The organism is Winogradskyella aquimaris (genome assembly GCF_042676105.1).
Lineage (GTDB): Bacteria > Bacteroidota > Bacteroidia > Flavobacteriales > Flavobacteriaceae > Winogradskyella > Winogradskyella aquimaris.
This window is the reverse complement of sequence record NZ_JBHTJQ010000003.1, coordinates 137,621-152,348: the sequence shown is the minus strand read 5'-3', so window position 1 is coordinate 152,348 and position 14,728 is coordinate 137,621. Positions and strand designations below refer to the sequence as shown.

The following is a 14,728-nucleotide window of genomic DNA, read 5'->3' as shown; positions in this document are numbered from 1 at the left end:
TAATTACTATATCAATTCCATGTCTTAGAGGGATTTGGGACACGATCTAAAATCGGATTAAAGATGCATTATTATTGTGGCTTATCCCAAATAAAGACGATAAAAGGTAAATATTTACGTTGTTAAATTTTGGACTCAAAGGTTTATATTTTAAATATTTAAGAGTCTTTGTTGACAATAATAAAAATATAGAAACTTGATATAAATAAGATTTTAGAGCTTACTGTTCAGTTTTCCTTTCAGTACCCATAAACTCGGGCATGGGTTGATTGGAAGATGAGTTGATGTCCTTTTTTACGATGACATTTTGAATAGTCTTAAAGAAAATTTTCAGGTCCAAACTAAAGGATTGATTATCCACATAGTAGGTGTCTAACTTAAATTTTTCATCCCAACTTATGGCATTTCGACCATTGACCTGTGCCCAACCTGTTATTCCAGGAACAACATTATGTCTTCTAAACTGCTCCTTGGTATATCGTGGCAAGTATTTTGGGAGTAGAGGACGAGGGCCAATTAAGCTCATGTCTCCTTTTAACATATTAAACAACTGAGGGATCTCATCTAATGAATAACGTCTGCAAATATCACCAACTTTAGTAATCCTTATGTGGTCAGGCAAGAGGTTACCATCAGCGTCTTTTTTGTCGTTCATGGTTTTCAATTTTACAATAGTGAAAATTTTTCCATGTTTTCCTGTTCTTTGTTGATAGAAGAAAGGCTTGCCATTGTTTGCTATGGCCAATAAAATTATAATAGTAATTATGATTGGGAAAAGAATTAATAGTCCAATCAAAGCAATCATAAAATCAATGAGTCTCTTAAAAAATAACTTATACATATTTGATTGATTTTAAAATGATTAATTTATTTAATATAAATATTGTGATTTATTTCAGTGATTTGTTGATAAGCGCTATTAGATCCTTATTAATAATATTTACATCAAAACGATCTTCAGCATATTTACGACTATTAATTCCCATTTCCTTTATTTTATCGGGATTTGTTATGAAGAACTCCATCACATCAATTAAAGCTTCTAAATTTTGAGGTTCTATCAATTTTCCATTAATACCATCTCTAACAGACTCCCTACAACCTACGGAATCTGTTGTTATTATTGGGTTTCCACACGCAAGAGCTTCTAAAGTTGTTCTTGGTATACCTTCTCTATAATAGCTCGGTAATACAAAAACATCTCTTTGGTGAAGATGTTTATCTACATCCATTTGTCTGCCATGAAAAACAATAATATTTTTTTCATGTAATTCATGTAGCTCATCTTCACTTATAGCACTAGGCGAAGTTTCTAAAGCACCAATCACATGAAATTCAGCATTAGGATATTTTGGTTTCAAAACTCTCGCAGCATCCATGTATAATGCAATACCCTTTTCTTTGATTAATCTGGCAATAAGCAAAAAACTGACCTTATCTGTTGGGTTTTTCTCTTTGAACGTGAACTCGTTTAGATTAACACCAGAGCCACTGACAAAAGCTACAGGTTGTTTTTTGGATATCACTTTTCGATCTAAAAAGAGCTTGTAATCATCTTTATTTTGAAAAACAATAAACTTATTTTTTCTTATGGATAATTTATATAGAGTTTCATTAAAGCGTTGTAAAATTCTTGCCTTACGCGTTAGACCAGTAAATGCAAAACCTAATCCTGTAATTAATGAAATTACTGGAACTTTAATCATGTTTGCTGCTAGAGAGCCATAGATTACAGGCTTTACAGTATATGGAAAGACTAAATCAATCTTATTGTCTTTCATGATAGATTTCAATTCTAATATAGATTTAAAATCTTTAAAAGGGTTTAAACCTGTACGTTGTAGGTTAAACTCTATTGGATGTGCTCCTCGTTCTTTTACTAATTGTAGGTCCTCTTCAGTATAGCTAGGTGAAGCTGTAAAAACCTCAAATCCATTAGCTACTAAGCTTTTGATAAAATCACCTCTAAATCGAATTAAAGAACCGGCAAAGGATGCTATAATAAGTACTCTCTTTTGCATTGTATTAGTTTTCATTAAGAAAATTAAATTTATACCACTTTTGGAAACAGTAGTACGACCAAACTCTAAACGTACTATCTTTCTTGCTGTCGAGATGATCTTGAACCAATTTGGTTATAACGTCTACTTTAAAAATACCTTGTTTTTTTAACATTTCTGGTTCAATATAACTTTCTAACTCTTTTCTAAGGCTCTGTCTTAGCCAATCTCCAGTAGGTGAGCCGAATCCGCTTTTTCCTTTTTCTAAAAAGTCTTGAGGAAATTGATCTCTAAACGCTTCCTTTAAAATGTATTTTTTATTCCAGCCTTTCATTAAGTAGCTTTCAGGTAGTGTATTTGTAAACTCCCAAATCGATTTATTTAAAAATGGCGCTCTACATTCTAAGGATGTTAACATACTGGTTCTGTCAACCTTTGCTAACATACCTCCTTCAAGACTCAAGATCTTGTCTACAAGCCTGAAATCAGTAAGACTTTCAACCTTTTGTTTGCCTAAAACCTCTTTGTATTCTTGAAATAAATCAGGATCGTAATAATCGTCGTTCATTATTTCCGATAGAAGTTTACTGGTATTGGCTAATGAAATGATGTCCCAATAAAAATCTCCTTCGTAATTGATAGCATTTAATAACTTATTAATTTGAAATCTTTTTCCACGCGTATCATCTTTATTGATTAGGTATTTGTTGCTCAGCTTGGCAATAGTTTTATGAAGTGCTTTAGGTACAACACTTGTGTACCTCTTGTTCATTTTGCCTATGTAATACTTATTGTAACCGCCAAACACTTCGTCACCACCATCGCCAGTTAAAGCAACAGTAACGTGCTCTCTGGTTTTTTCTGAAAGTAGATGCGTAGGTAAAGCTGCTGTATCAGAGAATGGCTCATCAAAATTAACGAGAATCTCATGAATGTTATGTTTTAAATCATCTTCATCTATTATGAATTCATGATGATTGCTATTCAGAATTTTAGCAACCACACGGGATTTGTCTGTTTCGTCATAGGATGCCTTTTTAAAACCGATGGAAAAGGTATCAATTCTTTTGTCGGTAGCTTGTGATAAACAGAGGGACACAATAGATGAATCTACACCACCAGACAAAAACGTTCCTAAACCTACATCGGCAATAGATCTGCTATCTACGCTATTGTAAACTAATTCTCTTGTTTTTGCTTTAGCATCTTCGAAAGAGATATCAGCTGTTTTTGGTGCAGGTTCATGGTTGATTTTATGAATATTGTATTCAAACGTGTTAAGATTATACTCCAAATAGTGATTGGCTTCCAGCTTGTGAATCCCTTCATAAATAGTATATGGTGCAGGAATATAGGTTAATCTAAAATAAAGATTCAATCCTTTTTTTGAGATATTAGGCTTGTAATCAATGGTTTTTATGATAGACTTTAATTCTGAAGCCCATAAAAACTGATTGTCATTTTGTGTGTAGTACAATGGTTTTTCACCAAAGAAATCCCTAGCAATAAATAGTTTTTTAATGTTTTTGTCATAGATACTAAAACCATACATGCCATCTAACCACTGAAAGGATTCTACGCCATATTTCTCGTAGGCTTTTAAAATAACTTCCGTATCACTAGTGGTATGAAAAGTAATCCCTTCAGACACTAATCTAGATTTTATAGTTCTGTAGTTATAGATTTCACCATTAAAGACTATGACAATTTGCTTGTCATCTGAAAAAATAGGTTGTTTCCCTGAAGATAAATCTATAATGGACAAACGACGCATGGCCATTCCAACAGTACATTTTTCATTCTTTTCTGCAAAAACACCATCTTCATCAGGACCTCTATGAATGATAAGGTCGTTCATAGCATTGAGTACAGAAGACATCTTGCCTTCGCTCATCTTGGTTTTATCGATAAGTCCGTTAATTCCGCACATATACTTTCAGCTTTTAATAAATTGATTGAATTGGCTATAAATTGACTTTAGTTCATAAGCTTTTGCACGTTCTAAACTAAGACGGCTAAAGCGTTCTCTCTCAGTTGGATTTTGATGATAATAATCTAAAGCTTTACTTAACCCAATATGATCATCATTGTTAACTAACAAACCATACTTACCAATATGGAATTCACCATTTTTAATGTTAATAGGTTCGTTTTCATTTAGCAGCTCCAATGGCCCAGATAAACAATTAGTTGACACACTTGGTAAGCCAATAGCCATGGCTTCAATTAATGCATTTGGGAAACCTTCTGTAAACGATGAAAGCACAAAACATTGATTATCTATAAGGTATTCGTTTACTTTTTTCACTCGTCCTTTTAGTGTAACCTGGTCTTCTAATTTCAGATTCACTATCTCTTCGGTCAAATATGCTCTTAAATCGCCATCACCAAGAATAGAAAAATCATAATCTAATTTAGATTCCTTTATGGCTCTAACGACCATGATTTGATTTTTTCTTTTGTTAATGGTACCTGCTGTAATAAGCTTTAACTTATCCGTTTTAGTATTCAGGCTTTCAGGTTTTATTGTTTTACTTGGTAATTCTATTGGGTTATAGATAACTTCCATAGGAATCTTTACACCAAAATTATCTTTTAAATCATCGTTAATGTAAACTGAATTAGAAAACAACTTATCACATTTATTATATAAAATAGGGTAGAAGACCTTTGAAATGTAAAAGGAGAGTTTACTGGTTACATTGTCTGAAGGGAAACCTCTTTCGCTAATAATGGTTTTTACATCTTTATTAAAAGTCGCTACAATGCCATTTATTAAATTAGGAAATGCTAAAAATGAAATAGAGATTTCTATCTTGTTCTTTTTGACGAAACGGTAATACCTAAAAATAAAGCAAATAGAGTCAAAGAATTTTTTATAGAATGGTCTATCAGCATGTTTATCACTCATTGCGAAAATTTCTATACCTTCAGGAACCGGAAAATGTAAAACCTTATGAAATAAGACTAATGTAACGTTGTAATCGTGTCTTAGTTCTTTTAAGAGTAAGCTAATGACCTTTTCTGCACCACCACTTGCTAGTGATATGCTTAAGATGGCAATATTTTTTTTCTGATTTGGGGTCATAAAATAAATATCTTATTGATATTATGCATATTAGTGCCAAACATAACAACAATTAATATACTATGCTTATTTTCTCGATAATAGTAAGTTTTCTGTGTTTAAAAGGAAATTGAGTTATTTTTTTATAACTTCCATAAAAAGATTTTCGTACTCTTTTAAAATCTTTTCGCTATTAAATTTTTTGTAAACAGTCTCCCTTACAATTTTAGGGTCCCATACTGTGTCTTCATTCAGCTTTTCTAGGAACTCATCCTCATTGTCCACAATGTATCCATTAACACCGTTAGTGATAATTTCCTTAGTGCCTCCTGGAGCATTAAAAGCTATTACCGGAGTACCAACTACGCAACTTTCCAGCGCTGCATTAGGAAAACCCTCGACATAAGATCCTTGTAGGAATACATCGTTTTCTGAAAAAAGTTTACTTAGCTCATTTGAAAACTCAATGTGAATAATGTTTTTCTCTATACCTAGTTCTTTGGCTTTGCTGAATATTTGCTCTTTGAGACTACCATTACCAATAATAGTATAAACAAAAGGTGTTTTTAGTTTTGAAAGTATTTCTAAAATACGCTCATAACCTTTTACTTCCGTTAATCTTCCTACTGTTATGTATTTTTTCTCGTTGGCCTTTGGTTTATTTTCTTTTACTTCAGGTAAGCTAGAGATAGGATTATTAATAACACATGTTTTTTCCTTTGGTACGTTATAGTTTTTTATCATATCCTCTGCCATATCTTGAGATTGACAAATAAGTTTATCTAAATTTTTGAAACCGTCAGGTAAAAAATATGCAGGAGACCATTTTCTAGATTTTTTTTCATTTTTGCGTTTGCTCAAAACTGTAGATTCTCTTCCAATAAACTTTGTTTTTCTAAACAGCGGAGAAATAATTGACATGGCTGTGTTAACATGAGATATGGAGCTAACCACAATATCAGGTTTTAAGCGTAAAATTGTTGTAATTATAGAGGGTATAGCAGTAAGGATTCTAGATTTTTTTAAATAGATGGTGTTTGTATTGCTAACGTCGTAAGCAATATCCTTATCAAAACCTGCTATTACCAGAACAGGTTCAAATATTTTTCTATCTACATTATTTGCAACAAATGAAATTACACGTTCTGCACCACCTGGTACTAATGAAGGCAAAACGAATAGAATTTTTGTTTTTTTGTTAGGTTTCATTTTTGGTTTGGATTTAGGAAGACTTATAAAACTATTGAATATGTTTTATGATTTTTCGTATGTCAATAGCTTTTATTTTTTTCGCAGGATTTCCTGCAATCATAATACCTTCTTCTTCAAAAGATTTATGAACAACTGCATTGGCACCAATAGCACAGTTATTTGCAATTTTTATGTTACCATAAATTTTTGCTCCGGGTGCTATATATATATTGTCACCTAACTGCGGAGCTTCTTTTTTACCACCAGACGCACCAATATTTACACCAGCATGCATACGACAATTTGCACCTATTGATGATGCAGAATTGACGACTATAGTACCGTAATGTACAATTGAAAGTCCTGGTCCAAAAACATTAATAGGAATTGAAAAGCCAAGTTTTATAGATATTTTTTTGAATTTGTACCTTAAATAATAACAATAGATTTTATTAATTCCTGTGTTTTTGCAATTTGTATAATATTCTAATTTTCTCAGTGATTTTTGAAACGTCCATATTGGATTTGGCGAGATAAAATTAATTAGCTTACTCTCAAGACTAGAGGATTTGACTCCTAGAGCAACTTTATCTTTATTAATATAGTCATTATAATCAGATTTTGATTTAATCATGTTAATGGCCTTTCCCTTTTAAGTATTCAATTAATCCAATTGTAACTTGATTGGCTACTTGTTCATGTCCATAACATGTCCAATGAGAATCGTAATCAAATGTCCATGATTTATTATCCTTACTTGAGTCTAATACGATAGTCTTAAATCCATGTTCTTCGGCTAATTTTATAAAATACTTGTTAGTTCTGGGGTGAAAAACTAAAGTCTTGTTTGATGTGTTATAATTAATTTTAATGAACTTAAACAGTTCTGAAATTTTATCTTTTAACTTTAACACTTTATCAAAATCTGGTTTTTTTATTTCATTTTCTTTGTTCTTGTTTGAAAAATTAATCGGATATCTGTTATAAAAGTAGTAGAGTAATTTCCAATTGTACAGAACTTTTTTTAATCCTGGTGATTTCATTTCACCATATATTATCTGATTCTTTTCTAAGTTAATCTGAGTAATATCTCTCATTTTTTTTATCTCGGTGATACTCTCATAGAAATCATTATCATTAACATAGATTAAGGTTTGCACAGGTTGTAATGTGTCTAAATGTTTGCTGATTTCCATTGCCTCAATAAAAGACACACCAGACCTTCCTGCTTCCATAAAATTATAATCTGACATTCTTTTCTTTAAAAGTGGGCCTTGATGACACTCATTAGGATTCATAAAATTTTCGATATAAGAATCGCCAATAATCGTTATTAAATTGTCAAAAGATGTGGGTAAGTCTCCTGGCCATCCTAAGTCGTTAATCTTCCATTTATGGTCACCACCTTTCCAATATCCAGTTTGATTAATAATGTATTTTTGAATTCCCGTATTATCTATTGTTCTTCTAGGAATATCTGAAACGGCATGGGTAAACCTTACCACAAATTCGCCTACTATTAATAATAATAGAATAAATAAAATACTGTTTTTAATAAACTTTTTCATCAAGCTTAGAATTGGAAGTATATGAATTCTTGCTGTTCGCCAGTAAAGCTAAATATTAATACAACTAGCAAGAAATAGAAGCACCATCGAACAGGACGTTTCATAAAATCAATTTTCTCAATAGCATACTCACCAGATCTCCCTAACCATTCTATAAATGCAAAGAAAGTTACCAAGCCTAATATTGTTAATGGGAAAATTTCAGGTTTAATAAATAATGATGATGTAAACATGTCTTTAATATATACAAATGCATTTGTTACATTATCAGCTCTAAAAAATATCCATGCAATCAAGGTTATAAAAAATGTTGTAGCCATTTGGAAAACCTCCCTTATTGTTGGTAAATATTTACCTTCTGCAACCAAATTAGTATTTACTCTATTCTTATTTAAAAGAAGGAGTGGTAAGAAGTATATTGCATTTAATGCACCCCAAACTACAAACGTCCAATTGGCACCATGCCAAAATCCACTTACAATAAAAATTATGAAGGTATTTCTTACCTTCATCTTCGTGCCACCTCTACTTCCGCCTAACGGAATGTATAAGTAATCTCTAAACCATGTTGACAAGGATATGTGCCAGCGTCTCCAAAATTCTGCAATATCCCTTGAAAAGTAAGGGAAAGCAAAGTTTCTTTTTAGGTTAAAACCAAATAGCCGTGAAATACCAATAGCTATATCTGAATACCCGGAAAAATCACCATAAATTTGAAAAGCAAAGAAAAATGCTCCCATGAGAAGCGTACTACCAGAATAATCCTCTTGATTATTGAAAATCATATTGGCATAAGTTGCACAATTATCAGCAATTACAACTTTTTTGAATAACCCCCAAAGTGCTTGACGTAAACCATCAACAGCATCCTTATAAACAAATTCTCTTTTTACATGAAATTGAGGTAATAGGTTAGTGGCTCTTTCAATGGGTCCGGCAACTAACTGAGGGAAAAAACTAACAAAGGCCATAAAAGCCAGAAAATCTTTGGTTGGCTCTAATTTTTTATTGTACACATCTATGGTATAGCTTAAGGTTTGAAAGGTATAAAAACTAATACCTACTGGAAGAATAATGTTTAATGTGTTAATGCTTAGCTCTCTACCAAAAAAGGTGAAGGAGTCAACAAGACTATCAACAAAGAAGTTGTAGTACTTAAAGAAACCAAGGAAACCTAGATTTACACAAATACTAACCCATAATAAGGCCTTACGTTTGGATGGTTTATCCTCAGATTTAAGCTTTAAACCTATAGTGTAATCTACTAAAGAGCTAAACAAAATCAAAAACAAAAATCTCCAATCCCACCAACCATAGAAAACATAGCTTGCTATGGCAATCAAAAGGTTTTGTTGTTTAATGCGCTTACTACCTATGAGCCAATATATTGTAAACACTATAGGTAAGAAGATGAAAAATTCTATTGAATTAAATAGCATAAATTAAAATATTAGCTTCTATGGTGTATCGATTTATTTTTAGTAAAAATGTTTCAACTAAATGTATTTGGCAAAATTATTCTTTAAAATACCATTTATTGACTATTATAAACGTTATTGCATTTTGCTATTGTGAGTTTTGTTTCACTACTAAAGTTAACACTCTGTTGCAAAAGACTTTAAATCCAGGCACAAACAAGTAAAGCAGAATACTATATACAATAGTAACCGCTATAGTAACTTGAATCGCGTATATAACCCAATCAATAAGAGTTATATTTTCATAATCGAAAAGAAAGTAATCTTTGACAAAATTGATGATGAATGCTGATACTACAAAAACTAGCATCATAGGTAATAAACCTTTCCAATAGAAAAAAACATTTTTCTTAAAGCCATTTTTGTATAAGAAATAAGGTTTCCACATTATAACAATTAAGAACATACTTACTACCGTACCCAAGACAATGCCAGTAATACCAAATAATCTTCCAAAAACAAATGATATAATCAAATTGATAAGGGCTTCGGTTATTGCGGCCCATGTATCCGAATATAGCCCGTAAGCGTTTTTAAAACGCTCTATTGGTGAGCTAATTTGTATCATAAAGAAATTAGCAATCATCAATAATAATATTGTATCCGATAAGATGTATTTTTCACCAAGCCACAATAATATAAAGGCGTCCATAGTATGATAAATGATCATACTAAAGAAACCAGCAATGAAAAATTGAATGGATATAAGTTCCCAAAGGACTTTTTTGATATTTTTTTCATCATTTTCAGCAATTAAATTACCTACAGCAGAACCTGTACCAGCAAAAGCCATTTTTACAAGACCAATTAACTTCATGAAAATTAATTGATAGTTTCCAAAAAACGCAACACTTTGAAGATTTACTAATGCATATATTAATAAGTTGTCTGTCCCATTTTTTACAAAAGCACTCATCTTATGAAAAAAAACCTGTTTAATCTTTACAATTATCCCTGGATATTCTTTAATTATTTCGGTTTTCTGAGAAGAATTAATAATTAACCACGGATATTCTTGCTTTATTTTATAGCGAACAACGATACTATAGATAATGCTAAATATTAGTTCTAAAGTGATATAGAGGTAAAAGTTTTTAAGATATAAAGCAACAACAACCTGAAGAATTACACGAGCAATATTGAAAGTCTGAAAGTATTGCTGAACGATGTATCCTTTTTGATCTGCACCTAATAAACTTATATGATAGTTGACAAAATAACTGAGAAGTACTGAAATTAATAATGAATAAAATACATAGTATATGAGCAAGGTAGGGAAGGGAGTCCCTTCAAAAATTAGTGGAAAGAAAAGTGAAATAACAAACCCAATACTAAAAATGGCATAACCAATTTTTCTATAAAGTACACCAAGAAGCGCTATAATCTTATTTATTTCATCATGGTTTTCATCGAAGATCGGTTTGTATAACGTAAACCCTATTGCTGTTCCAATTCCTAATTCGGCCAAATTCAGAAAACTTAGTATACTTCTTAGTGTAGTTTCTAAACCAATAAATTCGTCGCCAAGATTATCTAAAAAAATCTTTCTAGAAAAGAACTGCACAAAAATTGATAGTATAAAGAAAAATACACCAACTTTTGCATTTTTTAAAGATTTGGAGACTCTAGACATTTATGCATTGTTAATAGTGGCAATATTAAAAAATGATTAACATAATCGTTAATTTTTATGATTATTTACCTTAAAAGACGTCCAACGCACAAATTATTGATTTCTTTTATTATGGTTTAGCATCATGCATCTATGTTTTTAATAATGGTTTTAAATCATATTTTATTGTTAATAAGATTGTTATAACTTATTTATAACAGGTTCATTTCAGGCCAAATAACTTAAAATTGTTTTCTATTTTCGCATTTTATCGATAAACAATACTTATATGTAAGAAAAATATTTGTTATGTTAAAAAAGAAATTATATAATCCATTTTTATGCATTTCAACGTATTTAATAGCGTTTGATGGATTTAATTTTATTGTAAATAAATACTTACAAAATATTTCTTTTTATCGAATAATATAGTAATTAAACGTTGTACAATTATTAAATTTATAAATTAGCCCACCCCAAACAATTGATTAATAGAAGAATGACAATGAAAATTTTGAATAACCTACTTATTTGTAAAAAAGTCTTTGTACTAACTCTACTTTTTATAACGATTTCCTTTAGTACTTTATATAGTCAGCAGCTTGCATTTCCATCCGCAGTTGGTGCTGGTGCATATGCTTCAGGTGGTCGTGGAGGTATTGTAGTGCATGTAACTAATTTAAATGATAGTGGTGATGGTAGTTTAAGAAATGCAATAAGTGTTGTAAATAACAATGGTGGAGGAACAATTGTCTTCGATGTAAGCGGTGTTATTGTTTTAAACAATGTTCTTGGTTTTACTGATAATCTAACTATTGCAGGACAAACTGCTCCTGCCGGGGGAATTACTATTGATGGTGAGCGAGTCTTTGTTGGCGGTATTGATAATCTTATTGTTCGCCACATAAGATTTAAAGGAGGAATAGATGCTAATAATGATAGTTTAACAGTCAGGAATGATGTTACAAATCAAATTTGGGATCATTGTTCCTTTGCATTTGGTGATGATGAAGGGGCGAGTTGGTATGAAACACAAAGTAGCTACTTTGTAAATAATTTAACTGTACAAAGATGTTTGTTTGCTGAAAATTCCAAAGGCTCTATAGTTGGTGGAAAATCTGGTTCTACACCCACAGGAGATATAAGTTTTTTACAAAATTTATTCTATAATAACAGCCATAGATTTCCAAATACTTCAGGCGATAATGCAAATATTGAGGTTATAAATAATGTGGTATGGGGTGTTGGTAGTAGATTAATAAGAGTAAATGGGAATGGACAGAATTTAAATCATATCGGTAATTATTATCATTATAATAACAGAGGTATTAATGACGATAGAATTAATGCGTTTAGTTATGAAAATGGCTATCCTAATATTTATACTAATGGAAATAAGATAGTTGCTCCAGTAGCAACAACTCCATTATCTTCCACTATATCTCAAATGAATACTGATAATAAACTTTCATGGAAGCATTTCATAGACGGTACAATTACACCACAAGGTTTAAGAAATAAGGGTGATCAATTGGAAGCTGAATATTTTACTAATACGCAGCACCCATTGTTAGGTAGCCCTATAACAATATTAACAGCAGATGACGCTTTCAATGAAGTTAGAGAAAATGTAGGGTGTAATGCTAGGTTAAACGCAGATGGAACTTTTGATTTAAATTTAGATATTGAGGATGCAAATTATTTAAATCAAATCAATTTGGGAAATTATACAACTCCATTAACAAGTGCTCAATATAATGTATCTCCTATTTCTAGTAATTTAAGACCAGCTGATTTTTATCAATCTAATCCACATATACCAGAGGCATATTTAGCTTCAAGAGGGATTACAGGTAACCCTACCATTCATAATCAATTTCAGCCTAGTGGTTATACATTATTAGAAGAATACTTAAATCAAGTTGACAATATAGCTCCAGTTCCTGTGATTGAAGTCACAGGTGTTGATGTAACACCAGATACTTTAGATATTACAATACCAGAAACGATTACATTAACAGCTACTATAACACCTAGTAACGCCACTGATCAGTCTGGTGAATGGACAAGTAGCGATGATACTATAGCTACCGTGGATAATAACGGTATTGTAACACCTGTTTCTCCTGGTAATGTAACCATTACGTTCACAGCTAACGATGGCAATGGTGAACATTTTGATTCATCCGATATCACGGTTTTTCCGGAAGCGTTCCAAGCGAACGCAGGAACGGACCAAACTATCTGCCAAGGGGAGTCCGTTGTACTATCAGCATCTGGTGGAACAACCTATTTGTGGAGTAATGGAGAGACTACAGCATCAATTGAAGTTAGTCCAACTGTTACAACCACATATATAGTTACTGTAAGTGATGATTTAGGTAATACCGATACTGACAGTGTTACTGTAACCGTATATGAATTACCCATAGCTGATGCAGGCAACGATCAAACAATATGTGAAGGTGATACTATAACGCTAACAGCAAGTGGGGGTACGGACTATATTTGGAGTACGGGTGAAACAACACCTTCAATTGAGGTCAATCCAAGTTCAGACACAATATATACAGTCGAAGTAATATCAAATGGTTGTACAAGTTTTGATGATGTAACTGTATTTGTAAATGCCTCGCCAAATTTGACGGTAACTGATGATGTTACAATAGTAGAGGGAGATAGTATTCAACTTTCAGTGACAGGTGCGTCTAATTATGAGTGGAGTACAGGAGAAACCAATAATATAATTACAGTTTCCCCTAGTGAAACTACAACATATACCGTTACAGGTACCACAGGAATGTGTTCATCTCAGACTCAAGTAACTGTAACCGTTGAAGCGCTGTTAGTAGTTTCTGCTGGGGCAGATGAGCAAGTGTGCCAAGATGATAGCTATGAAATTGTTTTAACGGCTACACCAGGTGATAGTTATTTGTGGAGTACAGGAGAAACAACGCAAAGTATCGTTGTAAGCCCTTTGTCAACAACCACATACACAGTGACTGTTACATCTGGTATACAGCAAGATTCTGATGATGTTACTGTATATGTAAATCCAAATCCAGAGGTCGTTATCTTAAATGGAGAAAGTGTTGATATTATGAGTGGGGATTTTGTTACCCTTTCCGCTTCTGGTGCTAATACGTATGAGTGGAATAATGGTGCAACACAACCAAACATAGCCGTTAGTCCATCTCAAACTACAACTTACGAAGTTAGAGGATACATAGGAGACTGTTATGATGAAAAACAGGTTACAGTAAATGTTATTCCAGAGGTAGAGGCAGACGCTGGTGAAGATCAAGAAATTTGTTTGGGTGAAGTTGTTACGTTAACAGCAACTGGTGGTGATGAATATGTATGGAATACGGGTGAGACCACACAGTCTATCCAAGTATCACCTAATGAAACTACTGAATATACTGTCACTGTTTTTAATGCCTTAGACTTTGATGAAGATACGGTTACTGTCTTCGTTGATTCTAATTGTAATGATGGCACGATTGTAGAAGATCCCATAGAAGATCCTATTGATGGTGAGAGTATAGATTTTAGTTTTTCGGTCTTTCCTAATCCTGCTAATGAATATGTTGACATAAAACTATCAGGTAGTGATTATTTAACAGGGCTTTATTTATACGATTTGACAGGCAAACTTATTTATCAAAAGAAGGTGGAAAATGACAATCAAAATATATCTACTACTACGCGGATTGATGTCAGTAGTTTACGACCCGGTATTTATCTGGTTAAACTAGCTGATATACAAAGAGAACTCTATAAAAGATTAATTGTAAGATAAATTTATTTCT

10 protein-coding genes are annotated in these 14,728 nt (G+C 32.2%); 1 reads left to right on the top strand and 9 read right to left on the bottom strand.

Annotated features, from left to right (window positions below; all coding sequences use genetic code 11):
- Positions 1-220 precede the first annotated feature (220 nt).
- From ACFQ1K_RS03555 to ACFQ1K_RS03515, 9 genes are all read right to left on the bottom strand, one after another.
- Positions 221-841 carry a sugar transferase gene (locus ACFQ1K_RS03555; RefSeq protein ID WP_320555032.1) on the bottom strand — a complete coding sequence of 207 codons (621 nt, stop codon included), beginning with the start codon at positions 839-841 and terminating at the stop codon, positions 221-223.
- A gap of 49 nt (positions 842-890) precedes the next feature.
- The gene (locus tag ACFQ1K_RS03550; RefSeq protein ID WP_320555031.1) at positions 891-2,021 is read right to left on the bottom strand and encodes a glycosyltransferase family 4 protein; all 1,131 of its coding nucleotides are present in this window, start codon (positions 2,019-2,021) and stop codon (positions 891-893) included.
- A gap of 4 nt (positions 2,022-2,025) precedes the next feature.
- On the bottom strand, positions 2,026-3,930 hold the full coding sequence (gene asnB, locus ACFQ1K_RS03545; protein WP_320555030.1) for an asparagine synthase (glutamine-hydrolyzing): 1,905 nt from the start codon (positions 3,928-3,930) through the stop codon (positions 2,026-2,028).
- A 6-nt stretch (positions 3,931-3,936) separates the two neighbouring features.
- Positions 3,937-5,088, bottom strand: coding sequence for a glycosyltransferase (locus tag ACFQ1K_RS03540; RefSeq protein ID WP_320555029.1), 1,152 nt, complete (start codon positions 5,086-5,088; stop codon positions 3,937-3,939).
- Positions 5,089-5,202: 114 nt separating this feature from the next.
- Positions 5,203-6,276 carry a glycosyltransferase gene (locus ACFQ1K_RS03535; protein WP_320555028.1) on the bottom strand — a complete coding sequence of 358 codons (1,074 nt, stop codon included), beginning with the start codon at positions 6,274-6,276 and terminating at the stop codon, positions 5,203-5,205.
- A 31-nt stretch (positions 6,277-6,307) separates the two neighbouring features.
- The gene (locus tag ACFQ1K_RS03530) at positions 6,308-6,892 is read right to left on the bottom strand and encodes a serine O-acetyltransferase (protein ID WP_320555027.1); all 585 of its coding nucleotides are present in this window, start codon (positions 6,890-6,892) and stop codon (positions 6,308-6,310) included.
- Position 6,893: 1 nt separating this feature from the next.
- Positions 6,894-7,826, bottom strand: a complete 933-nt coding sequence (locus ACFQ1K_RS03525; protein WP_320555026.1) for a hypothetical protein — start codon at positions 7,824-7,826, stop codon at positions 6,894-6,896.
- Positions 7,827-7,831: 5 nt separating this feature from the next.
- Positions 7,832-9,265 carry an MBOAT family O-acyltransferase gene (locus tag ACFQ1K_RS03520; RefSeq protein WP_320555025.1) on the bottom strand — a complete coding sequence of 478 codons (1,434 nt, stop codon included), beginning with the start codon at positions 9,263-9,265 and terminating at the stop codon, positions 7,832-7,834.
- A gap of 127 nt (positions 9,266-9,392) precedes the next feature.
- Positions 9,393-10,937 (bottom strand): lipopolysaccharide biosynthesis protein, encoded by a 1,545-nt coding sequence (locus ACFQ1K_RS03515; protein WP_320555024.1) that lies wholly within the window; start codon positions 10,935-10,937, stop codon positions 9,393-9,395.
- A gap of 484 nt (positions 10,938-11,421) precedes the next feature.
- Between ACFQ1K_RS03515 and ACFQ1K_RS03510 the strand changes: the two genes are divergently transcribed.
- Entirely contained in the window at positions 11,422-14,718 is a 3,297-nt protein-coding gene (locus ACFQ1K_RS03510; RefSeq protein WP_320555023.1) for an Ig-like domain-containing protein, read from the top strand.
- Positions 14,719-14,728: the final 10 nt, after the last annotated feature.

Bases quoted from the DNA above. Each gene is read 5' to 3' on its own strand.
- ACFQ1K_RS03555 (WP_320555032.1), bottom strand. From the start codon at position 841: ATGTATAAGTTATTTTTTAAGAGACTCATTGATTTTATGATTGCTTTG.
- ACFQ1K_RS03550 (WP_320555031.1), bottom strand. From the start codon at position 2,021: ATGCAAAAGAGAGTACTTATTATAGCATCCTTTGCCGGTTCTTTAATT.
- asnB (WP_320555030.1), bottom strand. From the start codon at position 3,930: ATGTGCGGAATTAACGGACTTATCGATAAAACCAAGATGAGCGAAGGC.
- ACFQ1K_RS03540 (WP_320555029.1), bottom strand. From the start codon at position 5,088: ATGACCCCAAATCAGAAAAAAAATATTGCCATCTTAAGCATATCACTA.
- ACFQ1K_RS03535 (WP_320555028.1), bottom strand. From the start codon at position 6,276: ATGAAACCTAACAAAAAAACAAAAATTCTATTCGTTTTGCCTTCATTA.
- ACFQ1K_RS03530 (WP_320555027.1), bottom strand. From the start codon at position 6,892: ATGATTAAATCAAAATCTGATTATAATGACTATATTAATAAAGATAAA.
- ACFQ1K_RS03525 (WP_320555026.1), bottom strand. From the start codon at position 7,826: ATGAAAAAGTTTATTAAAAACAGTATTTTATTTATTCTATTATTATTA.
- ACFQ1K_RS03520 (WP_320555025.1), bottom strand. From the start codon at position 9,265: ATGCTATTTAATTCAATAGAATTTTTCATCTTCTTACCTATAGTGTTT.
- ACFQ1K_RS03515 (WP_320555024.1), bottom strand. From the start codon at position 10,937: ATGTCTAGAGTCTCCAAATCTTTAAAAAATGCAAAAGTTGGTGTATTT.
- ACFQ1K_RS03510 (WP_320555023.1), top strand. From the start codon at position 11,422: ATGAAAATTTTGAATAACCTACTTATTTGTAAAAAAGTCTTTGTACTA.